The 26371-nt window shown below is 70.3% G+C and carries 24 protein-coding genes; 13 read left to right on the top strand and 11 right to left on the bottom strand.

Translation table 11 applies throughout. From position 1 onward, the window contains the following. Positions 1-28 precede the first annotated feature (28 nt). From hppD to FDA94_RS14990, 3 genes are read left to right on the top strand one after another with little or no spacing between them, the layout of a single operon-like run. A complete protein-coding gene (hppD, locus tag FDA94_RS15000; RefSeq protein WP_137247670.1) occupies positions 29-1123 on the top strand; it encodes a 4-hydroxyphenylpyruvate dioxygenase in 1095 nt (364 codons plus the stop codon). 59 nt (positions 1124-1182) lie between these two features. Beyond that, a complete protein-coding gene (locus tag FDA94_RS14995; protein WP_137247669.1) occupies positions 1183-1740 on the top strand; it encodes an RDD family protein in 558 nt (185 codons plus the stop codon). A 58-nt stretch (positions 1741-1798) separates the two neighbouring features. Continuing rightward, positions 1799-3196: a M1 family metallopeptidase gene (locus FDA94_RS14990; protein WP_137247668.1), complete on the top strand. Its 1398-nt coding sequence runs from the start codon at positions 1799-1801 to the stop codon at positions 3194-3196. Positions 3197-3204: 8 nt separating this feature from the next. On the opposite strand, the gene ilvA is transcribed toward FDA94_RS14990, so the two are convergent. From ilvA to FDA94_RS14970, 4 genes are all read right to left on the bottom strand, one after another. Continuing rightward, the gene (gene ilvA / locus FDA94_RS14985; RefSeq protein WP_137247667.1) at positions 3205-4419 is read right to left on the bottom strand and encodes a threonine ammonia-lyase; all 1215 of its coding nucleotides are present in this window, start codon (positions 4417-4419) and stop codon (positions 3205-3207) included. 16 nt (positions 4420-4435) lie between these two features. Further along, positions 4436-5038, bottom strand: coding sequence for a LysE family translocator (locus FDA94_RS14980; RefSeq protein ID WP_281286590.1), 603 nt, complete (start codon positions 5036-5038; stop codon positions 4436-4438). Between the two features lie 140 nt (positions 5039-5178). Next, on the bottom strand, positions 5179-6171 hold the full coding sequence (locus tag FDA94_RS14975; protein WP_137247665.1) for an ROK family protein: 993 nt from the start codon (positions 6169-6171) through the stop codon (positions 5179-5181). A gap of 13 nt (positions 6172-6184) precedes the next feature. Next, the gene (locus FDA94_RS14970) at positions 6185-7360 is read right to left on the bottom strand and encodes an FIST signal transduction protein (RefSeq protein WP_137247664.1); all 1176 of its coding nucleotides are present in this window, start codon (positions 7358-7360) and stop codon (positions 6185-6187) included. 254 nt (positions 7361-7614) lie between these two features. Here FDA94_RS14970 and FDA94_RS14965 point away from each other — a divergent pair, with 254 nt between their 5' ends. The 4 genes from FDA94_RS14965 (at position 7615) to FDA94_RS14950 (ending at position 11756) form a co-directional block, all read left to right on the top strand. After that, positions 7615-8988 (top strand): sigma 54-interacting transcriptional regulator, encoded by a 1374-nt coding sequence (locus FDA94_RS14965; RefSeq protein ID WP_425460146.1) that lies wholly within the window; start codon positions 7615-7617, stop codon positions 8986-8988. Then, on the top strand, positions 8985-10931 hold the full coding sequence (locus FDA94_RS14960) for a vWA domain-containing protein (protein ID WP_137247662.1): 1947 nt from the start codon (positions 8985-8987) through the stop codon (positions 10929-10931). The genes FDA94_RS14965 and FDA94_RS14960 overlap by 4 nt, the downstream gene beginning before the upstream one ends. 118 nt (positions 10932-11049) lie before the next feature. Next, positions 11050-11298: a hypothetical protein gene (locus FDA94_RS14955; protein WP_137247661.1), complete on the top strand. Its 249-nt coding sequence runs from the start codon at positions 11050-11052 to the stop codon at positions 11296-11298. A gap of 26 nt (positions 11299-11324) precedes the next feature. Continuing rightward, positions 11325-11756, top strand: a complete 432-nt coding sequence (locus tag FDA94_RS14950; RefSeq protein WP_137247660.1) for a hypothetical protein — start codon at positions 11325-11327, stop codon at positions 11754-11756. 6 nt (positions 11757-11762) lie between these two features. On the opposite strand, the gene FDA94_RS14945 is transcribed toward FDA94_RS14950, so the two are convergent. Together FDA94_RS14945 and FDA94_RS41125 are read right to left on the bottom strand one after the other, a co-directional pair. Then, positions 11763-12902, bottom strand: a complete 1140-nt coding sequence (locus tag FDA94_RS14945) for a cystathionine gamma-synthase (RefSeq protein WP_137247659.1) — start codon at positions 12900-12902, stop codon at positions 11763-11765. Positions 12903-12919: 17 nt separating this feature from the next. Beyond that, positions 12920-13054 (bottom strand): hypothetical protein, encoded by a 135-nt coding sequence (locus FDA94_RS41125; RefSeq protein WP_281286589.1) that lies wholly within the window; start codon positions 13052-13054, stop codon positions 12920-12922. 133 nt (positions 13055-13187) lie between these two features. On the opposite strand from FDA94_RS41125, the gene FDA94_RS14940 reads away from it, so the two are divergent. Next, a complete protein-coding gene (locus FDA94_RS14940) occupies positions 13188-14345 on the top strand; it encodes a sensor histidine kinase (RefSeq protein WP_246059908.1) in 1158 nt (385 codons plus the stop codon). On the opposite strand, the gene FDA94_RS14935 is transcribed toward FDA94_RS14940, so the two are convergent. Next, positions 14331-15701, bottom strand: a complete 1371-nt coding sequence (locus tag FDA94_RS14935) for a cystathionine beta-synthase (RefSeq protein ID WP_137247657.1) — start codon at positions 15699-15701, stop codon at positions 14331-14333. The genes FDA94_RS14940 and FDA94_RS14935 overlap by 15 nt on opposite strands. 119 nt (positions 15702-15820) lie before the next feature. Between FDA94_RS14935 and FDA94_RS14930 the strand changes: the two genes are divergently transcribed. From FDA94_RS14930 to FDA94_RS14920, 3 genes are all read left to right on the top strand, one after another. Then, a complete protein-coding gene (locus tag FDA94_RS14930) occupies positions 15821-16798 on the top strand; it encodes an SGNH/GDSL hydrolase family protein (protein ID WP_137247656.1) in 978 nt (325 codons plus the stop codon). A gap of 49 nt (positions 16799-16847) precedes the next feature. Next, positions 16848-18188: an outer membrane protein assembly factor BamB family protein gene (locus FDA94_RS14925; RefSeq protein WP_246059906.1), complete on the top strand. Its 1341-nt coding sequence runs from the start codon at positions 16848-16850 to the stop codon at positions 18186-18188. Positions 18189-18297: 109 nt separating this feature from the next. Beyond that, on the top strand, positions 18298-19518 hold the full coding sequence (locus FDA94_RS14920) for an acetyl-CoA C-acetyltransferase (RefSeq protein WP_137247654.1): 1221 nt from the start codon (positions 18298-18300) through the stop codon (positions 19516-19518). Here the strand turns inward: FDA94_RS14920 and FDA94_RS14915 are convergent. From FDA94_RS14915 to FDA94_RS14900, 4 genes are all read right to left on the bottom strand, one after another. After that, positions 19515-19925 carry a PPOX class F420-dependent oxidoreductase gene (locus tag FDA94_RS14915; protein WP_137247653.1) on the bottom strand — a complete coding sequence of 137 codons (411 nt, stop codon included), beginning with the start codon at positions 19923-19925 and terminating at the stop codon, positions 19515-19517. The two genes, FDA94_RS14920 and FDA94_RS14915, sit on opposite strands and share 4 nt — an antisense overlap. Before the next feature lie 99 nt (positions 19926-20024). Further along, entirely contained in the window at positions 20025-20252 is a 228-nt protein-coding gene (locus FDA94_RS14910; protein WP_062440405.1) for a DUF4287 domain-containing protein, read from the bottom strand. Positions 20253-20419: 167 nt separating this feature from the next. Further along, positions 20420-21214, bottom strand: a complete 795-nt coding sequence (locus FDA94_RS14905; RefSeq protein WP_137247652.1) for a Bax inhibitor-1/YccA family protein — start codon at positions 21212-21214, stop codon at positions 20420-20422. 86 nt (positions 21215-21300) lie between these two features. Beyond that, positions 21301-23205, bottom strand: a complete 1905-nt coding sequence (locus FDA94_RS14900) for a glycoside hydrolase family 15 protein (protein ID WP_137247651.1) — start codon at positions 23203-23205, stop codon at positions 21301-21303. A 184-nt stretch (positions 23206-23389) separates the two neighbouring features. Between FDA94_RS14900 and FDA94_RS14895 the strand changes: the two genes are divergently transcribed. Both FDA94_RS14895 and FDA94_RS14890 read left to right on the top strand, forming a co-directional pair. Beyond that, complete coding sequence (locus FDA94_RS14895; protein WP_137247650.1) at positions 23390-24346, top strand: DUF418 domain-containing protein; 957 nt, start codon at positions 23390-23392, stop codon at positions 24344-24346. Beyond that, the gene (locus tag FDA94_RS14890) at positions 24343-25680 is read left to right on the top strand and encodes an AAA family ATPase (RefSeq protein WP_137247649.1); all 1338 of its coding nucleotides are present in this window, start codon (positions 24343-24345) and stop codon (positions 25678-25680) included. The genes FDA94_RS14895 and FDA94_RS14890 overlap by 4 nt, the downstream gene beginning before the upstream one ends. The last annotated feature ends 691 nt before the right edge of the window (positions 25681-26371 follow it).

Genomic DNA, 26371 nt, shown 5'->3' with positions numbered 1-26371 from the left:
TTGGACACTGAAGAACAGAGTGGGCCACATGAGCGATGACGTGTTCCCTGTCCACGGCATGGACGCGGTCGTGTTCGCGGTAGGCAACGCGAAGCAGGCCGCCCACTACTACTCGACGGCTTACGGCATGACCTTGATCGCGTACAAGGGGCCGGAGACCGGCAGCCGCGACGAGGTCGCCTATGTGCTCAAGTCGGGCGGCGCCCGGTTCGAGTTCCGTGGGGCGGTCCGGCCCGACTCCGATCTTGCCCGCCATGTGGCCGCGCACAGCGACGGCGTGATCGACCTGGCCCTCGACGTGCCCGACGTCGACGCGGCCTATCGGCACGCGCTGGCCCAGGGCGCCACCGGCCTGGCGGAGCCGTACGTGATCGAGGACGAGTTCGGCAAGGTGGTGCTCGCGGCCATCGCCACCTATGGCGAGACCCGCCACACGCTGGTCGACCGGTCCAACTACACCGGCCCCTACCTGCCCGGATACGTGCCGGCGAAGCCGATCGTGGAGCCCGGCAAGCGGATGTTCCAGGCGATCGACCACTGCGTCGGCAATGTCGAGCACATGGAGGAGTGGGTCGAGTTCTACGAGCGGGTCATGGGCTTCACCCGGATGGCCGAGTTCATCGGCGACGACATCGCCACCGAGTACTCGGCGCTGATGTCGAAGGTCGTGGCCGACGGCACCCGCAAGGTCAAGTTCCCGCTGAACGAGCCGGCCCTGGCGAAGAAGAAGTCGCAGATCGACGAGTACCTGGAGTTCTACGGCGGCCCCGGCGTGCAGCACATCGCGCTGGCCACCAACGACATCCTCGACACCGTCGACCGCATGCGCGCCGCCGGGGTGGAGTTCCTGGAGACGCCCGACTCCTACTACGACGACCCCGAGCTGCGTGAGCGCATCGGCAACGTGCGCGTCCCGGTCGAGGAGCTGAAGAAGCGGCGCATCCTGGTCGACCGCGACGAGGACGGCTACCTGCTGCAGATCTTCACCAAGACCGTCCAGGACCGCCCGACGGTCTTCTTCGAGTTCATCGAGCGGCACGGCTCCCTCGGCTTCGGCAAGGGCAACTTCAAGGCCCTGTTCGAGGCGATCGAGCGCGAGCAGGAGCTCCGCGGCAACCTGTAGATCTCTCTCTTTACCCCGCGGCGGATTTGTCCTGGTCCGTAGCAGGTGATCACGACGGCATGGCTTCTCCGACTCCGCCGCCGGGTGATCTACCGGGCCAGGACCCGTCCCAGCCCTGGACACCGCCGCCGGCGCCGGGCGGGCGTCCCCCTTACGGGACGCCCGGTCAGGGCGCCCCGCCACCGGCCGGCCAACCCCTCGCCGGCCGGTGGCGGCGACTTCTCGCGGGCATCGTGGACGCGGTCATCGTGGGCGTCGTCTCCTCGCCGTTCACCTACAAGTCGTGGTCGGCGGTCTACGACGAGCGCACCGGGACCTGGCACGCCGAGCAGGTGAGCCACTGGTTCTGGGGCCTGCTGATCGGGTTCCTCTACTACTGGCTCTTCCACGCCTACTGGAACGGCCAGACCCCCGGCAAGAAGATCTTCCGCATGCGCGTGGCCCGGGAGGACGGCGGCCCGATCGGCGTCGGCCAGGCGGCGCTGCGGTCGGTCGTGTACGTCGTCCTCACGGCGACCTGCTGCCTCGGCTTCGTCGACCTGGTCTGGATTTTGTTCGACCGAAGAAAGCAGGCGCTGCACGACAAAGCGGCATCAACCCTGGTCGTCGATGCCTGAGCGTGTCCGCGACCTCGCATAAGGTGTCCCGGCAGGGTCGGTTCGGGGAGGGGCACCCATGCGGTTGACCAGGGCGCTGTCAGGCGCGCTCATCGTCGTGACACTCGCGAGCTGTTCGCCGTCGGGGGCGTCCGACCAGCAGGTCGCCCGTTCGGGCACGGCCGGGGCGGCCGGGATCGGCGACGCCGACTTCCCCAACGACGGCAACGGCGGCTACGACGTCGGCCACTACACCCTGGCCCTGGCCTACGACCCCGCGACGCGGCAGCTGGCCGGCACCGCGACCATCGACGCGAAGGCGACCGAGAACCTGTCGAGCTTCAACCTCGACCTCCACGGCTTCACGGTCGGCTCGGTGACGATCGGGGGGCAGCCGGCGGCGTTCACCCGGTCGGGCGACGAGATGACCGTCACGGCCAACCTGCCGAAGGGGGCGACCTTCCGGGCCGCGGTGACCTACCAGGGCGAGCCGCAGCCGGTCCGCGACTCCCCCAACCTCGGCACCTACGGCTTCGTGCCCACGAGCGACGGCTCGTTCGTGACCTCCGAGCCCAACGGCGCCAAGACCTGGTTCCCGGGCAACGACCACCCGGCCGACAAGGCGACCTACGAGTTCCGGCTGACCGTCCCCGACGGGGTGACCGCCATCGCCAACGGCGAGCTGGCCGGGGAGCCGACGTCCAAGGGCGGCAAGACCACGTTCGTCTGGCGCGAGACCCACCCGATGGTGAGCTATCTGGCGACCATGACGACCGGCAAGTTCCTGGTGAAGACCGGCGACTCCGAGGGCGGCATCCCCGTCTACGCGGCCGTCGACCCGCGTTACCAGAGCCAGCTCAACCGGCTCTTCGAGATCTCGGGGCGGATCACCGACTACTGGACGACGGTCTTCGGGCCCTACCCGTTCAAGTCGACCGGCGGGATCGTCGACGACTTCGCCTCGGGCTACGCGCTCGAGAACCAGACCAAGCCGATCTACGGCGGCTTCGAGCCCGACGAGGGCATCATCTCCCACGAGCTGGCCCACCAGTGGTTCGGCGACAGCGTGAGCATCAGCCGCTGGAAGGACCTGTGGCTCAACGAGGGCTTCGCGACCTACGCCGAGTGGCTGTGGAGCGAGCACCAGGGCCAGGCGACCGCGCAGCAGATCTTCGACCGCCACTACAGCAACGCCAACGACCCGATGTGGAACTATCCGCCCGGGGTGGCGCAGAAGAGCGACCTGTTCAACAACGCGGTCTACTACCGGGGCGCGATGGCCCTCCACGCTCTGCGCGTCACGGTCGGCGACGACGCGTTCTTCACGATCATCCGCCGGTGGGCGGCCGACCACCGCTACGGCAACGCCACGACCGAGCAGTTCACCGCCCTGGCCGAAGAGGTCTCCGGGCAGAAGCTCGGCGAGCTCTTCGGCCAGTGGCTCTTCGACAAGGGGCGCCCGAACGCGCTGCCCTGACCGGCCGCTCAGGAGAAGATCAGCTTGTAGCCGTCGCGCCTGAGGGCGGCCAGCACGTCGTCGCAGTGGTCGGGGCCGCGCGTCTCCAGCTGGAGCAGCACCTCGGCCTCGTCGAGGTGGAGCCGGGCCCCCACGCGTTCGTGGACGACGTCGAGCACGTTGGCCTTGAGCTCCGCCAGCCTCCTGAGCAGCGCGGCCAGCGCGCCCGGCCGGTCGGCCAGCCGGATGCGGAAGGCCAGGTAGCGCCCGGCGGCGGCGAGGCCGTGGCGCAGCACCCGGGCCAGCAACAGCGGGTCGATGTTGCCGCCCGACAGCACCGCGACGACCGGGGGCTCGAAGGCGTGCGGCTTGTCGAGGAGGGCCGCCACCCCGGCCGCGCCCGCCGGTTCGACGACCATCTTGCCGCGTTCGAGGCAGAGCAGCAGGGCACGCGACAGCGACTCCTCCGAGACGGTCACCACCTGGTCGACCAGGTAGTGGATCATCTCGAACGGCAGGTCGCCCGGCCGCCCGACGGCGATCCCGTCGGCCATCGTGAACTGCGGCTCGACCATCACCGGGTGGCCGGCCGCGAGCGACTCGGGATAGGCCGCGGCGCGTTCGGCCTGGACGCCGACCACACGTACACCCGGACGGAGGTGCTTGGCCGCCAGGGCCACCCCGGCCGCGAGGCCCCCTCCGCCGATGGCGACCACGATGGTGCCCGTCTCGGGGAGCTGTTCGATGATCTCCAGGCCGATCGTGGCCTGACCGGCGATGACGTCGGGGTGGTCGAAGGGGTGGATGAAGATCGCGCCGGTCTCGTCGGCGTGCCGCCGCGCGGCCTGCAGGGCGTGGTCGACGGTGTGCCCGGCGAAGATGACCTCGGCGCCGTAGCCCCGGGTCGCCTCGACCTTGGGCAGCGGGGCGCCCTCGGGCATGTAGACGGTCGACTTGGCGCCCAGCAGCCCCGAACCGAAGGCCACCCCCTGAGCGTGGTTGCCCGCGCTGGCCGCGACGACGCCCCTGGCCCGCTCCTCGTCGGTCAGGCGGGCGATGCGCACGTAGGCGCCGCGCACCTTGAACGACCCGGCCCGCTGGAGGTTCTCGGCCTTCAGGTAGACCGGCCCGCCGATCGACTCCGACAGCACCCGGGAGTGGACGACCGGGGTGTGGGCGATCACGCCCTTGAGAAGTTCACGGGCGGCGAGCACGTCGTCGTACGTCACCTGCGGTACAGCCATGCGCGCAATCCTGCCACTACGGTGTGGCGAGCACGGCCTTGGACCGGTCGGCGGCCAGGTGCACCGCGAAGGCGCCCAGGACGGTCCCGGTGACGTAGCGCTGCAGCCGCACGGCGGTCGGCCGCGTCGACAGGTAGGCGGCCAGCCCGCCGGCACCCATGACGATCAGGCCGTTGACGAGCATGCTGATGCTGATCTGCACGCCCCCCAGCGCGAAGCTCTGCATGATCACATGGCCGTGGGCGGGCTCGATGAACTGCGGCAGCAGCGACATGTAGAGGATGGCCGCCTTGGGGTTGAGCAGGTTCGTGACCAGCCCCATGACGAAGAGCCGCCCGTTGGAGTCCTGCGGGAGCTCGGCGGCGGCGAAGACGGCCTGCCCGCCGGGCTTGACGATCTTCCAGGCGAGATAGAGCAGGTAGGCCGCGCCCGCGAGCTTGATCGCCGTGTACGCCGCCGGCACCAGCGCGAAGATCGCGGTCAGGCCCAGGCAGGTGGCGATCAGGTAGACGACGAACCCGACGAAGGTCCCCAGCAGGGAGACGAACCCGGCCTTGCGGCCCTGCGAGATCGCCCGCGAGGCGAGATAGATCATGTTCGGTCCGGGAGTCAGCACCATCCCGAGAGAAACCACGGCGATCCCCGCCAGCGCACCCCACTCCATGAACGGGCCCAGCTCCCCTCAGTCCGGGAATATTCCCGATCAACGACCATCCCGGCCAAGTTTTTCGCCCCGCGCCCCTTCACCCTGCCGGCGTCTCAGGGCGACCAGTAGCGGTCGCCGCCCACGATCAGCGCCGCCGCGCCGATCAGCCCCGCCTCCTGACCCAGCGCGGCCGGGACGACCCGGACCCGCGAGGAGAAGCCCATCCGCGCGTGGGTCCGCAGCGTCTCCTCCAGGGGCTCGAAGAGAAGCGGGCCCGACTGGGACAGGCCGCCGCCGATGGTCACCAGGTCGACGTCGCACAGGTGGGTCGCCGAGGCGATGGCCAGGCCCAGCGCCCAGCCCGCGCGGTTCATGGCCGCCACCGCGATCTGGTCGCCCGCCGCGGCGTCGGTGGCCAGCTGGCGGCCGGTCGCCCTGGCGTTCTCGCGGTAGAGGGCCGCGGCCTCCCGCTCCGAGAGTTCGGGGTTCACGGGGCCGGCGGCGGGGGTGCCGGGGACCCAGCCCTGCTCGACCGCCCAGGCCGCGAGGGCGGGACCGCGCGCGACGGCCTCCAGGCAGCCGTTGCCGCCGCAGCCGCAGGGCGGGCCCGCCGGGTCGACGACGATGTGGCCGATGTGGCCGGCGTTGCCGGTGCCGCCGTTGATCAGGCGGCCGCCCAGGATCAGGCCGCCGCCGACGCCGGTGGAGACGACCATGCCGATCATGTCGTCGACGCCCTGCCCGGCGCCCTTCCAGTGTTCGGCCGCAGCCAGGGCGATGGCGTCGTTGTGGATGCGTACCGGCACGCCGGGGAACCGCTCGCGGAGCCGGGCCACGACCGGGAAGCCGTCGCGCCAGCCGGGCATGTTGAGGGGGGCGACCACGCCGTCGGGCCAGGTCATCGGGCCGCCGCAGCCCACGCCGACGCCGTCGACCGGCTCGGCGCCCACCGTGGTCTCGATCAGCGACCACAGCGCCCGCCACAGGGTCTCGGCGTCACCGCCGGACGGGGTGGGCGCCACTTCCGAGGTCAGGATGTCTCCCGACGCGTCGGTCAGGGCGACTGCGCACTTCGTACCGCCGATGTCGATCGCCAGAACCGCCACGGCGCCGACTGTCTCACGACGACGACGAGAAGACCAGGACGGAAGCCGTGAATCCGTGTACGTGGTTCACTCCGCCCACCGGCCCGACCTCTCCGGCGGCGAAGAACCCGGCGATCCCGATGGGGCCGAGGGTGTCGCGCAGCGCGAGGGCGTCGTGGTCGGGGGTGCCGAACATCGCCGAGCCCCGGCCGTTGCAGGAGAACAGCAGCGCGCCGTCGACCCGGCCGCCCGACTCGATGTGGGCGTCGAGCAGCTCGTAGAGGTCCTCGTCGGCCGTCTCGGCATCGCGGACCTGGAAGCGGACCGTGCGGCCGACCTCCACCACGTCGCCGATGGCCACCGCCTCGCGTTCTGGGTCGATGCCCAGCACGCCCCGGATCAGGAAGTCGCCGCGTTCGTGGCGTTCGGCGTACTCGTCCATGGCCACGCCGATCTGCAGGCCGCTGGCGACGAGTTCGCGGTCGTCCTCGTCGAGGGAGCTCACGATGTCTTCCAGCCGGGCCAGCGCGGGCTGGCCGGCGAGTTCGAGAAGCAGGTTCTCCTCGGCCGCCGTCACGATCATCGTCGGGCCGATCGGACGGCATCCCTGGCTGACCACCGTGCTGATCTGGAGGGGGCCGCTCAGCAGCACCCCGATCGCGCCCTCGGTGTAGACCTCGCCGTCGGCGAAGAGCCGGACCGAGCCGCGCCCGCGCAGCCCGTTGGCCAGGCCGCCGATGATCGGCAGGTTGCCCAGCACCTCGCCCGAGTGCTCGATGAAGGCGTCGGTCGGAAAGCTGTAGGGGTCGGCGAGCATGATCGCGACCCGGTCGTCGGGGTCACGCTCCGGCAGCCCGATCACCACGAACCGGTCATCGGCCCGCAGGGACTCCAGCGCGAAGGTCGTCACCCGCGCCTCGCCCAGGCTGGCCGCCCACGCCGACACCGCCGGGGTCAGCTCGACCCCCTGCGCGTCGCCGATCACGCCGGTGGCGCTGCAGCCGATCACCGCAGCGTCCGGGACCAGGGCCATCGCCCGCTGCCCGGCCCGCGCGACGTCGTCGGGGTCCTCCCCGCAGATGAAGAAGCAGACCAGGTCGGCGGGCCCGGACAGACCCTCGACGGCCTGCCGGATGGCCGATTCGGCACTCTCCAGGAGATTGGGCCCGACGGCGAGACCGTCGGCGAACCGGCTGGTGATTACCGCCATCGTCTCGCCCCCTCTTTTACGGACAAGTCGCGCTATCTCGGGTAGATGTGTTGCATAGGCTTCATGCCCCGTTTCTCCCCAGTAGCACGTTGCCGACGCGCACGGATCGTCACGCAATGGTCAAGATCCCAAGCGAGACGCGGACGGCCGTGGCTCGCGCCCGGAATTCTCGACAACAGCGCAATCGGGTGCCTGAAGTCCAATCGCGACGTAGTCTCGATCCCGTGCACAAATCGCCAGCACCTGCTCCGACATTGAGCACTCTGCGCGAACTGCGCGAGAGCGGACATGTCCACCGGTCAGTCAAAGCCGAGATCCGAGAGAACCTGCTGGCCAGGCTGCGTGCCGGCGAGCCGAGGTTCCCGGGCATCGTCGGGTTCGACGACTCCGTGCTGCCCTATCTCGAGCGCGCGCTGATCGCCGGGCACGACATCGTGCTCCTCGGCGAACGCGGCCAGGGCAAGACCCGGCTGATCCGCACGGTCGTCGGACTGCTCGACGAGTGGACGCCGGTCATCGCGGGCTGCGAGATCAACGACCACCCCTACGCACCCGTCTGCGGACGCTGCCGCGCGCTCGGCGACGACGAGATCGTCGTCGCCTGGAAGCACCGCAGCGAGCGCTACGGCGAGAAGCTCGCCACCCCCGACACCTCGGTCGGCGACCTGATCGGCGACGTCGACCCCATCAAGATCGCCGAAGGGCGCACGCTGGGCGACCCCGAGACCGTCCACTACGGCCTCGTCCCCCGCACCAACCGGGGCGTCTTCTCCGTCAACGAGCTGCCCGACCTGGCCGAACGCATCCAGGTCGCGCTCCTCAACGTGCTGGAGGAGCGCGACATCCAGGTCCGCGGCTACAACCTGCGCCTTCCCCTGGACGTCCTGCTCATCGCCTCCGCCAACCCCGAGGACTACACCAACCGGGGCCGCATCATCACGCCCCTGAAAGACCGGTTCGGGGCCGAGGTGCGCACCCACTACCCGAGGTCGGTCGACGACGAGCTGGTCCTGATCCGCCAGGAGGCCATGGCCGACATCGGCGCAGACGTGCCCGAGCACCTGGTGGAGATCATCGCCAGGTTCACCCGGCTGGTCCGCGAGTCCTCCGCCGTCGACACGCGGTCGGGCGTGTCGGCCCGGTTCTCGATCGCCGCCGCCGAGACCGCGGCCGCCTCGGCCGTCCGGCGGGCCGCCCTGACCGGCGAGGACCTGCCGGTGGCGCGGGTCTGCGACCTGCCGGGGATCGTCCACACGCTGCGCGGCAAGGTCGAGTTCGAGGTCAGCGAGGAGGGCCGGGAGATCGAGGTGCTCGCGCACCTGCTCCGGCGGGCCACCGCCGAGACCTTCCGCGGCACCCTGGGCGGCGCGGACCTCGCGCCGCTGCTCGACAAGTTCGCCCAGGGCGCCCAGATCGAGTCGGGCGAGCTGGTCGGCGCCACCGAGCTGCTGCGCCGGATCGGCCGCGTCGAGGGCCTGGCCAAGATCATGTCGCGGATCGGCATGGGCGAGGGCGACGAGTCCCCCGGCCACGCCGCCGCCGCGCTGGAGTTCGCGCTCGAAGGCCTCTACCTGATGCGCCGCCTGTCGAAGGACGACGTCGCGGGCGCCGCGGTCTACCGCACGTGACCTCCTACCGGTACGGCGAATACCAGGACGGCCCCGACCCCCTGGCGCCGCCCTACGACGTCAGGGGTGCCCTCGACGAGATGGGCGACGCCATCCTGTCGGGCTCGACCCCGCTCGACGCGCTGCGTGACCTGCTGAAACGCGGTCTGCCCAACGCGCCCGGACGGCGTGGCCTGGAGGAACTGCTCCGGCAGGTCCGCCAGCGCCGCCGGGACCTGCGGCAGAACACCCGGCTCGACGGGATCCTGGAGCAGGCCAGGGAACTGCTCGACCGCGCGCTGGAGCAGGAGCGCACCGAGCTGTTCCCCGACCCGTCCGACGACGCCCGGTTCCGCGAGGCCCAGCTCGACAACCTGCCGGGCGACACCGCGAGGGCCGTACAGGAGCTGTCGGAATACGACTGGCGGTCGCCGCAGGCGCGCCGGTCGTTCGAGGAGCTGCGCGACCTGCTGCGGCGGGAAGTGCTCGACAGCCAGTTCAAGGGCATGCGCGACGCCCTGGCCAACCCCGACCCGGCCGCGATGGAGCGGGTCAGGCAGATGATGGCCGCGCTCAACGAGATGCTCGACCGCGACGCCCGGGGCGAGCACACCCAGCAGGACTTCGACGACTTCATGCGCGACTACGGGGACATGTTCCCCGAGAACCCGCGCAACCTCGACGAACTGGTCGACCAGCTGGCCCGCCGGGCCGCCGCCGCGCAGCGGATGCTGGCCTCGATGACCCCGCAGCAGCGGGCCGAGCTGGCCGGCCTGATGGACCAGACGCTGCAGGACAGCGGCCTGGCCGACCAGATGCGCCGCCTCGGCGACTCCCTGTACGCCCGCCGCCCCGACCTCGCCTGGAACTCCGCCGAGCGGGTCAGCGGCGAGTCGCCGATGAGCATGGGCGACTCCGTCAGCGCCCTCCAGGAGCTCGCCGACCTCAACGACCTGGAGTCGTCGCTGCGCCAGGACTACCCGGGCGCGCGCCTGTCCGACGTCGACGAGGAGGCCATCCGCCGGGCGCTGGGCCGGGGGGCGGTCGACGACGTACAGGCCCTCAAGCAGATCGAGCGCGAGCTGGAGCAGCAGGGCTACCTGCGCCGCAACCGCGGCAAGCTGGAGCTCACCCCGAAGGCGGTCCGCCGCCTCGGCGAGACCGCGCTGCGCCGGGTCTTCAACTCGCTTGAGAGCACCCGCCGGGGCGACCACGACCAGCACGACGCCGGCGCCGCCGGGGAGCTGACCGGCTCGACCCGGCCGTGGCGCTTCGGCGACGAGCAGCCGATCGACGTGGTCCGCACGGTGATCAACGGGGTGCGCAGGGGCGGCGGCGCCCCGGTGACCCTGAGCGTCGACGATTTCGAGGTGGCCGAAACCGAAAGGCGCTCGGCCGCGGCCGTCTGCCTGCTGGTCGACCTGTCCTATTCGATGGCGCTGCGCGGCACCTGGGCGGCGGCCAAGCAGACCGCGCTGGCCCTCCAGGCCCTGGTGGCCTCGAAGTTCCCGCAGGACGCGGTGCAGATCATCGGCTTCTCCAACTACGCCCGGGTGCTGCAGCCCGACGAGCTGGCCGGCCTCGAATGGGACATGGTCCAGGGCACCAACCTGCACCACGCGCTACTGATCGCGGGCCGCCACCTCGACCGGCACCCCGACTTCGAACCGGTCGTGCTGGTCGTGACCGACGGCGAGCCGACCGCCCACCTGCGGCGCGACGGCACCCCGCAGTTCGAGTGGCCCCCCTCGAAGGAGACCCTCGAACTGACGTTGGCCGAGGTCGACAAGATGACCCGCCGCCGGGCCACGCTGAACGTCTTCATGCTGGCCGCCGACGAGCGGCTCAGAGCCTTCGTGGACGAGGTCGCGCGGCGCAACGGCGGCCGGGTGTTCGCCCCGAACGTCGACAAACTCGGCGAATACGTGGTGAGCGACTTCCTCAAGGCACGCAGACGGTCATAGTGGACGAAGGGTGATATCGGTCTAACAGCAGGTGAGATCACCCTGTCTGCCGCCTCACAACCGAGCGACTCCGCGACCTCATAACGTGCGATGCACCGCAGCGATTGGAGTCGCGCACATGTTGTCCAGCCTGATCCTCGTCGTCTCGCTCCTGCTCGCCTTCGGCGCCCTGGCGGGCTTCGCGCTCGTGGTCCACAGCATCAAGCGGGAAGACCGCCGGCGCAGCCTCACCCTCAGCCCCCAGAGCGCCCTGTCGTCGCTGTCGCGGCGCATGCTCGGACTCAACGTGGATCACACGCCGTGTGCGATCCACCCCGAGCAGGCCTGCCCGACATGCGCGAAGGTCAACGACACCCTGACGGTGTGAGGCGTGATCGCGATAGCCTTCGGCGCATGTCGTTCCTCGACAAGCTGCTGCTCTGGCTGCACATCGCCTTCGCCATCTTCACGATCGGCCCGCTGACCGTGGTCACGAGCTCGATCCCGCGCTACATCCGCAAGCAGGACCTGAACGTCCTGCACTACCTCAAGCGGATGGGCCGGGTCTTCGGCCTGCTGACCCTGGGTGTCTTCCTCTTCGGTCTGCTGCTCGGGGGCGGCAACCTGGGGGAGGTCTACCTCACCGTATCCATGACGCTGTTCATAGTCGCGGCCGTGATGCTCGTCATCATCGACCGCGACACGAAGAAGGCGATCGCGGCTCTGGAGAACGACGACCCGTCCGACGACGGGAGGGTCCAGACCGCCAAGATCGCCGCACTGGGCGGCATCGTCGCCCTGATCTGGCTGGTGATCCTCGTCCTGATGGTCTTCTTCAACCCGTAGGACGGGTCAGCCGAGGGCCTGCGAGAGGTCGTCGAGGAGGTCCCCGACGGTCTCGATGCCCACCGACAGACGCACCAGGTCGGCCGGAACCTCCAGCGGCGAGCCCGCCGCGCTCGCGTGGGTCATCCGGCCGGGGTGCTCGATCAGCGACTCGACCCCGCCGAGCGACTCGCCGAGCGTGAACAGGCGGGCCCGGTCGCACACGTCGACGGCCGCCTGCTCGCCGCCCGCGACCCGGAACGACACCATGCCGCCGAAGCGCTTCATCTGCTTGGCCGCGATCTCGTGACCGGGGTGGCGCTCGATGCCCGGGTAGAAGACCTCGATCACCTTCGGGTGCGAGAGCAGCAGGTCGACGACCCGCTCGGCGTTGTCGCAGTGGCGGTCCATGCGCACCCCGAGGGTCTTCACGCCGCGCAGCGTCAGCCACGCGTCGAACGGACCGGCCACCGCGCCCATGGCGTTCTGGTGGTAGGTGAGCTCCTCGCCGAGCGCGACGTCACGGGCGACCAGCGCGCCGCCGATGACGTCGGAGTGGCCGCCGACGTACTTGGTCGTCGAGTGGACGACCACGTCGGCGCCCAGCGCGAGCGGCTGCTGCAGGTAGGGCGAGGCGAAGGTGTTGTCGACCACGAGCAGCGCGCCGCCGTCGTGGGCGATCGCGGCGAGCCGCTCGATGTCGGCGATGCCGAGCAGCGGGTTGGTCGGCGTCTCGACCCAGATGACCTTGGTCTCCGGCCGCATCGCGGCCCGCACCGCCTCGGCGTCGCCGAGCGGGACGGGGTCGTAGGCCAGGCCCCAGCGCTCCAGCACCTTGGCGAACAGCCGGTAGGTGCCGCCGTAGGCGTCGTCGGGGATGATCACGTGGTCGCCGGGGCGGCAGACCGTACGGAGCAGGGTGTCTTCGGCGGCCAGGCCCGAGGCGAACGCCAGCCCGCGCACCCCGCCTTCGAGGGCGGCCAGGCACGACTCAAGGGCGGTCCTGGTCGGGTTCGCCGAGCGGCTGTACTCATATCCGCCCCGCAGTCCGCCCACGCCGTCCTGCTTGTACGTCGAGACGGCGTAGATGGGCGGGACCACGGCCCCGGTCAGCGAGTCGGGTTCCTGCCCGGCGTGGATGGCCAGGGTTTCGAAGCCTTCAGTCATGACATCGAGCGTATCGGCTAGGCCGCCTTGTGCTTTTCCTTCGCCCCGAAGTCCGACTCCTCGAAGCGAGAGAGCAGGACGGGGTCGGCGAGCGCCAGCACACCGACGAGCACCAGGCCTAACGCCACCAGGGCGATTGCGATCACGGTCACGGTGACCACCTCCACTCTCAATGGAACAAGACGGACATTCATCTTCATCTCGCCCATGGGAACGGTTCGCCGTGCCGGGGTCGGCCGATCGGCCGATGTCCGGTCTACCCCTTTCGTCGTAGTGTCTGCGGTCGTGTGGGAACGACTGAGCACCTGGACGCAACGGGTCGGCGAGATCGCGCTGCTCGGCACGCTCGGACTGCTCTGGGTGTTCGACACCATCCTGACGACGGCGCCGCAGGACGGCACGGGGGCCATCGTCTGCGTCGTCGGCGGAGGCGTCGGCATCGTGGCGGTGGTGCTGCGCAAGCGCCGGACCTGGCTGGTGGCCCTCGCGCTGATCGCCGCGTCCCTGGTGCTGTCGATCGTCGTGAGCGGGGCGCCCGAACTGCGGGCGGTGGGGTTCACCGAGGCGGGCGCGTTCATGGTGCTGACGATCACCGTGCTGCGCCGGGTGGAGCCGATCAGGAACGCCGTCGTCCTCGCCGTCGGGATCCTGGTGGTGCTGCTCAGCCTCCCCTCACTCCGGTTCGAGGGGCTGAACGACTACGCGACCGCCGCCACCCAGGCAGCCACCGTCGTGTACGTGCTCGGGTGGTCGGTGGGCGCCGGGATCGGCGGCTACCTGCGCGTCCAGCAGGAGCGTCGCAAGATCGGCGAGGAGCGGGTCAGGAGGGGCGAGCGCCTCGAACTCGCCCGGGAACTGCACGACCTGGTCGCCCACCACATCACCGGCATCGTCGTCCAGGCCCAGGCGGCCCGGACCGTCGGCGAGACCCATCCAGAAGCGGTGCTCCCGGCGCTCGACGCCATCGCCGGGGCCGGCAGCGAGGCCCTGACCTCGATGCGCCGTCTCGTCGGCGTGCTCCGGGCCGACGACCACGCCACCCGGCACGTCGGCGTCACCCTCGACGACCTGCGCAAGATGGTCGGCCAGTTCTCCCCGGCCGCCACCTTCGACCTCGGGCCGGGCGTCTCGTCGCTGACCCTGGCCCCGGAGGTGCTGACCACGCTGCACCGGGTGCTGACCGAGTCGCTCACCAACATCCGCCGCCACGCCCCGCACGCGCCGTGGGTCGAGGTGCGGCTGACCACCTTCGGGGACTCGGTGCGGCTCCGCGTCGCCAACCCCCTGTCGGCCGCCGACCCGCGGCTGTCGCGGCTCGGCGGCGGCTTCGGCCTGGTGGGCATGGCCGAACGCGTGGAGACCATGGGCGGCCACCTCATCGCCGGCCCGGTGGCCGGGCACCTGTGGGAGGTGGCCGCAGTGGTACCCCTACCGGCCCGATAGGAAGGCGAGCAGGTCCTGCCTGGTCACGAGGCCGGCGGGCTTGCCGTCTTCGAGCACGACCGCGGCGTCGGCCTTCTCCAGCGCCTCGATCGCGCGGGCCACGGCCTCGCCGGAACCGACCATCGGCAGCGGGGCCGACATGTGGTCGCCCAGCGGGTCGTCGGCGTGCACCTTGCCCCGGTAGAGGCCGTCGAGCAGGTCGCGCTCGACGATCGAGCCGACCACCTCTGCGGCCATGACGGGCGGCTCCTCTTTCATGACGGGGAGCTGGGAGACGCCGTACTCGCGCATGATCGCGATCGCCGTGGACACGGTCTCGTGGGGGTGCACGTGGACGAACTGGGGCAGCACCCCGCCCTTGCGGACGAGCACCTCACCGACGGCGTGTTCGTTGGCCGCCGTGGACAGGAAGCCGTAGTCGGCCATCCACTCGTCGTTGAAGATCTTCGACAGGTAGCCCCGGCCGCTGTCGGGCAGCAGCACCACCACGACGTCGTCGGGGCCGGCGTTGCGGGCCACCCGGACGGCCGCGACCGTGGCCATCCCGCACGAGCCGCCGACCAGCAGCGCCTCTTCGCGGGCCAGCCGCCGGGTCATGCCGAACGAGTCACGGTCGGAGACCGCGATGATCTCGTCGCAGATCGTGGTGTCGTAGGTGGCCGGCCAGATGTCTTCCCCGACGCCCTCGACCAGGTAGGGGCGGCCGGTGCCGCCCGAGTAGACCGAGCCCTCGGGGTCGGCGCCGATGATCTTCACCCGGCCGTCGGAGACCTCTTTGAGGTAGCGGCCGGTGCCGCTGATCGTGCCGCCGGTGCCGACGCCCGCCACGAAGTGGGTGATCCGCCCCTCGGTCTGCTCCCAGATCTCCGGGCCGGTCGAGTGGTAGTGGCTGGCCGGGTTCTCGGGGTTGCTGTACTGGTCGGGCTTCCAGGCGTTCGGGACCTCACGCGCGAGGCGGTCGGAGACCGAGTAGTAGGAGTCGGGGTGGTCGGGCGAGACGGCCGTCGGGCAGACCACGACCTCGGCGCCGTAGGCGCGCAGGACGGCGATCTTGTCGTTGGCGACCTTGTCGGGGCAGACGAACAGGCACTTGTAGCCCTTCTCCTGCGCCACGATGGCCAGCCCCACCCCGGTGTTGCCCGAGGTCGGCTCGACGATCGTGCCCCCGGGCTTGAGGGCGCCGCTGCGCTCGGCCGCCTCGACCATGCGCAGGGCGATGCGGTCTTTGACCGACCCGCCGGGGTTGAAGTATTCGACCTTCGCCAGCACCTGCGCCGGCGCGCCCGCCGTCACCTTGCGGAGCCTCACGAGCGGGGTGTTCCCCATCAGCTCGATCAGCGAGTCGTGTACGCGCACCGCGAGAACCACCTTGTGTTCTTTGCCGAAGCTTTGTCGGCCGGACGGCTGCCTCAGCCCGGAGAGGGTGGCCGGGGCTCGGCTAGTTTTCACCTCACACCGTATAGGGGGTTGGGCCGGTGATCTGGACTCCGGGTGCGGCGCGGGCCGCCAGGCGCATCGTGACGGCCGCCGCGCTGGGCGGGGGCGGCGTGACCGCCCTCGGTGCGGCGACCTATGGGCTCCTGCTGGCCGAGGCCGTGGTGGCCCGCCGGCTCGTCGGCCGTCCGGTCTCCGAGGACGGCCCGCCCTCCGACGGCGTCTACGGCGACGAGCACGGCGAGCCGATCTCCATGGCGGTGCTCGGCGACTCGACCTCGGTCGGGCTCGGCATGACCGATCCGATGGACACCCCGGGCGTGAACCTGGCCCTCGGCCTGGCCGCCGTCGCCGAGCGGCCGGTCCGGCTGACCGTCGTGGGCCGGTCGGGCGCCATCTCCCGCGACCTCGACGCCCAGGTCGAGCGCGCCCTCGACGCGCGCCCCGATCTGGCGGTCATCTTCATCGGCGCCAACGACGTCACCACCCAGACCCGCCCGGCCATCGCGGTCCGCCACCTCCAGGACGCCGTCCGGCGGCTGCGCGAGTCGGGCGCGCAGGTGGTCGTGGGCACCTGCCCCGATCTCGGCACGGTCCGGCCGATCGCCCAGCCGTTGCGCTGGGTGACACGCCGGTGGAGCCGTCAGCTCGCGGCGGCGCAGACGATCGCGGTGATCGAGGCGGGCGGGCGGACGGTGAGCTTCGCCGACCTGCTCGGACCTTCGTTCATGACAAATCCGGCAGAAATGTTCGGACCCGATCGATTCCATCCAAGTGCCCGAGGCTACCTACAGGCCGCTTACACAGTGCTACCTTCTGTATGCGCCGCGCTCGACCTGTGGCCAGAGCCCTCCCCCGAGCGCGTCGAAGGCTCGCAATACCTTCTGGCGGCGATGGCCGTTGAGGAACCCGGAACCGAGGTCACCGCGACCCGCGTCGCAGGCCGGGCGGTCGGTCCCCACGGACGGTGGGCCATGCTGCTCCGCCGCAGGCGTGACGTGGTGTCTCCGCACACCTGAATCCGGTCACCCTCGGCGTCCGGGCCGTCACCCCCTGGAGGAGTGAATCTTGATACGGCCCCATGCCCTCGCGCTCGCCCTGCTCACCTGTGGAGCCCTGGCCGCCTGCTCGGGCAGTGACGCCGCCATCGCCCCCGCCGACTTCCCGACTTGGAACAACACCCAGGTCAACGTGGTCAGCCGGACCACCATGGGGGCCGGGGTGGCGGCTCTCACGTCGATGCGGGCCGACGGGAACCTGGAAACCGTGGCCGTCGAGCTGACCAGCGGAAAGAAGCTCTGGGCCCAGCCCGCCACGATGGCCGGGCGGCTGCCCGGCATGGGGGTGCAGGCCCCCGCCGTCGTCGAGACCGCCCCCGGCCAGGGGGTCGTGGTCGCGCTCGACCCGGCCAAGCAGGGCCGCTGGAACGCGACGCTGATGGCGCGCGACGCCCGTACCGGCAAGCAGCTCTGGACCCGGCCGGTCCACTCGACGTTCGGGCCGCAGCGCTGCGGTCCGTACGTCTGCATGTCGGAGCACACCGCCCTGGCGAACGCGCGCATGATCGTGCTCGACCCCAAGACCGGCAAGGTCGTGTGGAAGATGCCCGGCATCGCCGAGGTCGAGTGGTCCGACGACAAGCACGTCGTCATCCTGCGCCTCGCGGCCGACCCGGTCGTGGAGGCCTACTCGCTGAAAGACGGCACGCCCCTGTGGCAGCAGCCGGTGCAGGCGGCCCTCGGCAACGGGGTCGACCTGTCGGGCGGGTGGGCGTTCGGGGTGTCCGGCGACCGGCTGGTGGGCTACATCGCCCCGTACACGCACCCGAAGACCGGGAAGACCTCCACGTTCGGGATGTTCTCGATCCGGCTGGCCGACGGGTTGATCGACTGGGTGCGGCCGTCGGTGGTGCGGGTCTACCCGAGCGGCAACCCGGCGGTGTCGCCGGTGGTGCGGCCGGTCGACGGCCAGGGCACCTACGGCGGGTTCGCCCGGCTCGACGGGCAGAGCGGGCGGGTGATGGGGCAGATCACCGCCACCCAGGTGCCCGGTTCGGGCTGGTGGCTGGCGTTCCCGCAGGCGATGAACACCCTCGGGTTCCTCAAGCACAACGCGCCCGGCTCGGCCTTCGACCTGTCGAGCGGCCAGGCCACCCAGGTCAGGGGGGTCCGCAGCTGGTCGTTCTGCGTGACCGACCCGCAGCCCTTGGGCAAGGCCGCCGCCGGGTTCTACTCGGTCGCCTCGCTGTGCGAGTTCGACCTGGCCACCGGCAAACGCACCACCGACGCGGGCGCCCCGCCGGCCTGGTTCACCGGCGCGCAGAACGGCTGGCGCCTGTGGCGCGACGAGAAGGGCGCCCTCCACGGCGTCAAGGACGCCACCACAACGCTGCCCGGTATGTACGGCTGATTCTTGTGCACCAGTACAAAGTTCTGTTTTCCGGCACCCTGCCGCCGATTTCTGGAATACCAGGTAGTAGCCTCCGGGGAGAGGTCCGCCGTCACACTGGAGAGCCCCCATGCCTGAGGCAGTCATCGTCGCGACCGCCCGCTCCCCCATCGGCCGCGCCAACAAGGGATCGCTCAAGGAGATCCGCGCCGACGACCTGACCGTCCAGATGGTCACGGCGGCGCTGGCGAAGGTGCCGCAGCTCGACCCGAACGAGATCGACGACCTGCTGCTCGGCACCGGGCAGCCGGCCGGTGAGCAGGGCTTCAACCTGGCCCGGGTGGTGACCGTGCTGCTCGGGCTCGACGGGGTGCCGGGCACCACCGTCAACCGCTACTGCTCGTCGTCGCTGCAGACGACCCGCATGGCCTTCCACGCGATCAAGGCCGGCGAGGGCGACGTGTTCGTCTCGGCCGGCGTCGAGTGCGTCTCACGGTTCGTCAAGGGGGCCGCCGACTCGTGGCCCGACACCCGCAACAGCCGGTTCCTCGACGCCAAGGCGCGCACCGAGGCCGCCGCCGCGGGCGGCACGCCCCCGTGGCACGACCCGCGCGAAGACGGGAACGTGCCCGACATCTACATGGCGATGGGCCAGACCGCCGAGAACGTCGCCTCCTCCCGGGGCATCAGCCGCCGCGAGCAGGACGAGTTCGGCGTACGGTCGCAGAACCTGGCCGAGAAGGCCCTGGCCAACGGCTTCTGGGAGACCGACATCACGCCGGTCACGCTGCCCGACGGCACCGTCGTCAGCAAGGACGACGGCCCCCGGGCGGGCACCACCTACGAGGCGGTCTCGCAGCTCAAGCCGGTCTTCCGCCCCGACGGCACGGTCACCGCGGGCAACTGCTGCCCCCTCAACGACGGCGCCGCCGCCGTGGTGATCATGAGTGACGTCAAGGCCGCCCAGCTCGGCATCACCCCGCTGGCCCGGATCGTGTCGACCGGCGTCACCGGCCTGTCGCCCGAGATCATGGGCCTGGGCCCGGTCGAGGCGTCGAAGAAGGCGCTGGCCAAGGCCGGCATGGCGATCGGCGACGTCGACCTGGTGGAGATCAACGAGGCGTTCGCGGCCCAGGTGATCCCGTCGTACCAGGACCTCGGGATCGACCTCGACCGGCTCAACGTGAACGGCGGCGCCATCGCCGTCGGCCACCCCTTCGGGATGACCGGGGCGCGCATCACCTCGACGCTGCTCAACAGCCTGCGCTTCCACGACAAGACCATCGGTCTGGAGACCATGTGCGTCGGTGGTGGCCAGGGCATGGCGATGGTCGTGGAGCGGCTCTCCTAACCGTGGAAGTCGGGACCGGCCTTGGTGACCGTGACGCGCATGATCACCCGCCGGTCCCGTTCCATGGCGGCGCGGTAGTCGTCCCAGTCGGGGTGTTCGCCGCTGATGCGGCGGTAGTAGTCGACCAGCGGTTCCATCGCCTCGGGCAGCGAGACCACGTCGGCCGTGCCCTCGATCTGGAGCCACTGGCCGTAGAACTCGTCGGTCATGACGGTGAGGACGACCTCGGGGGTGCGCCGCACGTTCCTGGTCTTGACCGCGCCCTCCCGGCTGCTGATTACGACGTGGTCATCGGCGTCGACCCCGACCGTGACGGGGGACGACTGGATGCGGCCGTCGGCGTGGCGGGTGATCAGAACCGCGCGGTGGTTGGCCCGGACGAATTCCAGGGCCTTGCTGATGTCCATGAACACAATGATGCGCCCGCGCCGGAGGGGGCGCGGGCGCCGGTCTGAGAAAGATCGCTGGCGCGAGTCACAGCCGGCCTTCGGCCGGCCGCGTCTCGCTTAGAACAGGTGGCCGCGTCGGCGTCGCTCGTGCTCCAGCACGATGGCGGCGGCGTAGCCGTGGGTCAGCCCGTGTTCGTCGGCGAGCCAGTTGGCACGCTCGTCGCAGCGAGAGAACGACGGACCGTTGTCGATGGCTTGAAACCACTCGGGGAGTTCGCGTCCGGTGATCGTAGGGACGCGGGCGATGAGCTTTGTTTGGGTCTCCGGTGAGTGGTTCAACGACATAAGCACCTCCACGGATAAGGCTCTTTGAGTCGACACTGCCTCACGGCCAGGGGCTTGACAAGACCCAACAGACATCTCTTCGTTACGAATTGTTGATCTTTTGTTCCTTGCCGTAGAACGAAAAACGCCCCCGGCCGGAAGCCGGGGGCGTGCTTTCCGTCGTTCGATCAGTCGTCGCCGGAGAAGTACGACAGCAGGCGCAGGACCTCGAGGTAGATCCAGACGATGCTGAGCATCAGGCCGAAGACGAGCAGCCAGGACGTGCGCTCGGGAGCGCCGGCCTGAACCGCGTGGTTGATCTCGTCGAAGTCGAGCAGCAGGAAGAACATGCCCAGGAGGATCATGCCGACGCTGAACGCGATGGCCAGCGGGCCGCCGTCACGCAGGCCCAGGCCGCCGTCGACCCAGATGCCCACGATCAGGTTGACGAGGATCAGACCGACGGCCGCGATGGCGGCGCCGATCACGAACTTCGTGAACTTGGGCGTGGGCCGGAAGATGTTCAGCGCGTAGACCGCGAGCACGCCGAGCACCGCCATCATGGTGCCCACGATGGCCTGGAGCACGATGCCGCTGCTGACGTAGGTCTCGAACACCCGGCTGATCGCACCGAGCGCGACACCCTCGAGCACCGCGTAGGCGAGGATCAGCGCCGGGTTGGTGCTCTGCTTGAAGGTGATGACCAGGCCGAGGATGAAAGCGGCGATGACGGCGACGATGGCGACGCCCATGCCCACTTTCATGATCCACGCCACGCCCGCGGACGCGATGAGCGTGCCGAGGACGATGAAGCCCTTCATGACGACGTCGTCCATCGTCAGGGCGCGACCCACGGGGGTGGGCGGCGCGTAGGCCGGCTGGTTGTACATGTCCTGCAAATGCTGGGGGCTCGGCGTCGGCCCCGACCACTGTCCTTGGCCGACCGGGCCGCGCCGACTGAAAATCGGGTTTCTGCTCTCCACCGTGCCTCCACGATGCGGTTTTAATGATCAGCTATCTCGCCATGGTCCCGTGGGATCGTTGACCCCGCAAGACCAAGGGATGGTTCTCACCGCCTCCTCAACGAGTGATCCGCCGGGGAAGTTCCGGGATGGCGCTGGTGGTTTTCCGCCCGGATGATGTGAATGATCGCGTTGATCAGAGCCAGGTGGGTGAACGCCTGCGGGAAGTTCCCGAGCTGCCGTCCGCTGACCGGGTCGATCTCCTCGGCGTAGAGGCCGAGCGAGCTGGCGAACGACAGCAGCTTCTCGCACAGCCGCCTCGCCCGCTGCAGCTCCCCGATCTCCGCCAGTGCGCTGACCAGCCAGAACGAGCAGATCGTGAAGGTGCCCTCCTCGCCCGCCAGGCCGTCGTCGGTCTCCTTGGTGCGGTAACGCAGCACCAGGTCGTCGACCGTCAGGTCGTCGGCGATGGCCAGCACGGTGGCCCGCACACGCGGGTCGTCGGGCGGCAGGAACCGCACCAGCGGGATCAGCAGCAGCGAGGCGTCGAGGGCGTCGGTGCCGTAGTGCTGCCGGAAGATCCCGTTCTCGTTGACGCCGTTCGTGCAGATGTCGTCCTTGATCTCGTCGGCGACCGCCTGCCACGTCTCGGCCAGCTCGGGCTCGCCGCGCAGTTCGGCCAGGCGGGCGCCGCGGTCCATGGCCACCCAGCACATGACCTTCGACGAGGTGAAGTGCTGCGGCTCGCCGCGCACCTCCCAGATGCCCCGGTCGGTCTCACGCCAGTGCTTCATCGCGGCCTCGACCTGACGCACCAGGATCGGCCAGATCCGGTCGTCGAGCCGGTCGCGCGACTTGATGTGGATGTAGAAGGAGTCGAGGACGGCGCCCCAGACGTCGTTCTGCCGGTGGTCGAACGCGCCGTTGCCGATGCGCACGGGCTTGGCGCCCTCGTAGCCCTCGAGGTGGTCGAGGATGCGCTCGGTCAGGTCGCGTTCGCCGTCGACCCCGTACATGATCTGGAGTTCTTCGTCGCGCTCGGCCACGTCGGCGATGAACCAGAAGAAGTCGTCGGCCTCCCAGTCGAAGCCGAGCGTGTAGAGGCCCCAGAGCGCGAACGTCGAGTCGCGCACCCAGGAGTAGCGGTAGTCCCAGTTGCGCTCGCCGCCCGGGGTCTCCGGCAGCGAGGTCGTCGCCGCCGCGACCAGCGCTCCCGAGGGGGCGAACGTGAGCCCCTTCAGGGTGAGGGCGCTGCGCTCCAGGTAGCCCCGCCAGGGGTGGTCGGGGATGTCGCCGCGGGCCAGCCAGTGCTGCCAGTGGTGCGCGGTCCAGACGAGCCGCTTGTAGGCGTCGTCGTAGGTGTACGGGGGTTCGTGCTCGGTCCAGGAGAGGGCGACGAAGCGCGTCTCCCCCTCCCTGATGAGGGTCCGGGCCATCGCGCGGCCCGCCTCGAAGCCCAGCCGCATGTCGGTGGTGAGCCTCAGCCTGAGGTCACTGCCCTCTGCGGTCGCCAGTCCCTGGTGGTAACCCCTACCTGTGTATGACCAGTTCACGGGCTTACGGCCGTAGTCGAGGACCGGTTCGCAGTCCAGTGTGATCTGCAGTTCGCCCGACACGCAGCGGACCGTCCGGAGCAGGACGTGGTCGCTGTCGTAGTCGGTGGGCGCTCTCCGGTGGGTGTGGGAGAGCTCGTTCTCGTGGTGCCAGGGGCCCATGAGGAGGACGTCCCTGACGATGATCCAGCCCTGGGGGGTGCCCCAGGAGGTCTCCAGCACCATCGTGCCCGGGAGATAGCGGCGGGCGGCCGGGACGAACGTGTCGGCCGGGCCCAGCCGGAACCGCCCCGCGCCCCGGTCGAGCACCGCGCCGAAAACCGACGGGGAGTCGAGCCGTGGCAGGCAGAGCCATTCGATGTTTCCGCTGCTGGCGACCAGTGCGGTCACTTCGCAGTCGGAGAGGAAGCCGTAGTCCGCGATAGGGGGAAAGGGGGAAGATCCGTGAAGAGTGTCCATGTTCCACCCGTCCAATCGCCGTACCGTGTTCCGAGCCACGATACGCCGCGATCATCGTCGACAAGATCATTTCCCGTCGACTCGCGGCGGGTTCTCACCGCTGGCCGAAAGGACGAGCCGCAGGGGCCCGGTCTGGCCGTTCGGGTCAGGTTCCGGACCGACGCCGTGGCCAGACTTCAGCGGCATGTCACGACTTTCCCCCCGGCCACGCATCGTGGCTCTCGACGTCATCCGCGGCTTCGCGCTCTGCGGGATCCTCGTCGCCAACGTCCGGCCCATCGCGACCACGGTCGGGCTGCTGCCGCCCGACGGCGCGCCGCCCACCACGGCCGATCTGTGGCTCGGACTGCTGGTCGACCATCGGTTCTTCCCCATCTTCTCACTGCTGTTCGGCATGGGCTTCTGGCTCCTCTACGAGTCGGCCGGCTCGCGGGTGGTGCTGGTGCGGCGGCTGCTGGCGCTGCTCGCGCTCGGGCTGGCCCATCGGCTGCTCTGGGACGGTGACATCCTGACGATCTACGCCGCGGCCGGGCTGGTCGTCCTGCTGCCGTCGACGTGGCTGCCCCGCCGGGTGGTGGCCGTGCTGTCGGCGGTGGCGCTGGGCCTGGCGCTGTTCCTCGGCGGCGGGATCCTGGTGGTCCCAGGGCTGTTCCTGCTGGGTTCGGCGCTGGTCCGCTACGGGGTGGCCGACCGGCTGGACTCCTCGGCTTGGGTTCCGGCGATCGTCGGCGGGGTGGCGCTGGTGCCGGCCGTCGTGCTGGGGCTCCTGCAGACGTCCGACGTCCAGCTGTTCACGGCCGCCGGGCTGGCCACCGCCGTCGTCTACGTCTGCCTGTTCCTGGTGCTGCTGCGCAGCCCCCTCCGGGGGTTCCTGTACGCCCTCTTCGCGCCCCTCGGCCGGATGGCGCTGACCGACTACCTGACGGCGACGCTGCTCGTCCTGGCGCTGCGGCCCCTGGTCGGCGGGACGGCCGAGAGCTGGTCGACCGGGACGGTGCTGGGGATCGCGGCGGCCATCCTGGCCGTGCAGTGGGTGTGGTCGACGCTCTGGCTGCGGCGCTTCCGGCAGGGCCCGGTCGAGTACGTGTGGCGGCTGGCCACCTACCCAAAGAGGACACGCCGGGGTGAAGATCAGGTGTGAGGTTACGGGGCACCAAGTGGTTCGCATGGGCTTCGATCGCGGGGTTCCTCGCACTGAAGGGAACCTTCGGGGGGTTCCTGGAGGGCGACTGGGTCGAAGGATGGTTCACGGTCGGGGCGGGCGCGGTCGTGGTGACGATCGGATTCCTGTCGCGAGGGCGGAAGAACTCGCGGCACGCCGAGCTGCCCACGCCGCCGAAGCAGGTGATCCCGCTACTGCCGCTGCGGGAGACCCCCAGATACGGCAGGACGCTCGTCGACCCGGTCTCCTGCCCGGTGCCCTTCGTCGGCCGGGAGGAGGAGACGGCCCGGCTCGGCGCCTGGCTCGCCGATCCCGCCGGGGGCCCGCTGATGGTCGTGGCGGGCCCGCCGGGGGTGGGCAAGTCGCGGCTGATGATCGAGTTCGCGCGTACCCGCGAGCACGAATGGCGGTGCGGCCGGCTCGCGCCCGGACCGAGCCGGGGCCTGATCGCGCAGCTGGCGTCGGCCGGGCAACCGGCCCTGATCCTCGTCGACGAGGCCGACCTGCGCGGCGACGTGCCGCTCCTGCTGGCCGAACTCCACGGGCACCGGGGCAGGACGCCGATCCGGGTGATCGCGGAGGCGCGGCGTCCCGGCGGGCTGGAGGCCCGTTTCGGCCCCGTGATCCGGGTGGGTGACCCCGACGACCTCGACCTGTGTTTCGCGATGGCCCTCGACGCCTTCGAGGGCGAGGAGCGCGAGGACATGCCGACCCCTCCGGGGCCCGTCTTCGACGTGGTCGACCGGGCGCGGCTGGCAGCCCGCCCCCATGCGATCCCCCTGCTGGCCAGAGAGCGGCAGAAGTGGACGGGCGGCCGCTTCCGGGAGGCGGCCGTCGTCGTGGACCTGCTGGTGGGAGAGCGGCCCGAGATCCTCCAAAGGATCTCCGACATGGACGGCCGGCCCGCCGCCAGGGGCGGGCTGATGCCCGGCCGGGTGATGGGCGAACCGCTCCGGCCCGTCCTCGTCGCCGCCCGGCTGCTGTCGGAGGTCGCGGCGGCGCGGCCGGGGATCATCGACGTGATCACCCGTGGCCTGTCGTGGCAGGACGCCCGGCGGGCGCTGTGGTGGCTCGGCATCGTCGCGGAGGAGTCGCCGGAGGCCGCTGCGGCGTTCCTGCGGCTGGCCGCCTCCCATGACCTGCTGGTGCCCCGCGCGGTCTGCTGCCTGGTGGGAGACGCGATGGCGGAGCCGCTGGCGAAGCTCGTCGCGGCCCGCCAGTGGGACCTCGCCGAACTCGACGCCGTCGACTCACCCGACCTGCCCGAGGCGGTCAGATCGGCCCTGGCCGCCGCCCGTGAGACCGCCACCTGAACGGAACCTGGCAACTTTCGGCGGAGAAACAGCCCGTCACCAATGTGACTGATGTGACCGACGGTTTCCGGAGTCGGCTTGAGCGAAATTTTACCGGCGACCTGGGAACCATCCGGGAACCATGGTCGCGGCCTATCCAGATGCACGCCCGGGTGGCGTCCGGAGCCCATTTCGGGTGCCGTAAAAAATGGTCGCAGGAGGCGGTCGCGACCCGTCGCCGGCCGGGCACAGACCACCTCCCACCTGCGGGAACCGCTGTGCGCCCACGATGGCACCCGGCCTCGGACACCGCGAGTCCAAAAGGCCGGGCCGCACATTTCGGGAAAGCGTGGAATTCGATGGCCGGAAGACGATGTAAAGCGCCGCGACCAATCAGGCAATGCGTGTAGTGGACCATGCCGGAAAAGCGGATCCCACGCGGCCGTTCATCGCACTCCCCTGCTGCGGAGAAAGGCCACGGCGGGAGCACTCGCGAAACATCGGCCGCCATCCGCACCGACCCGGCCATTCCTGATCAGGGATTTATCGGACGGCCGCTAGTGGCGTTTTCCGTCCTCCGCTACTAACCGAAGGGGAGAGGGCGACATTCGGGCACGGAATGGGATTCTCCCCTCGAAGCAAGGCGGTGCCCGCGACCAGGGCCAGGCCCCGGCGGCGAGCTCCGGCACGTCCGCACCGGCGCCCCTGACAG

This window comes from Herbidospora galbida (assembly GCF_005233835.1).
GTDB classification, from domain to species: Bacteria; Actinomycetota; Actinomycetes; order Streptosporangiales; family Streptosporangiaceae; genus Herbidospora; species Herbidospora galbida.
Note: the sequence above shows the minus strand (reverse complement) of the source record. Positions and strands in the feature narration are given on the sequence as shown.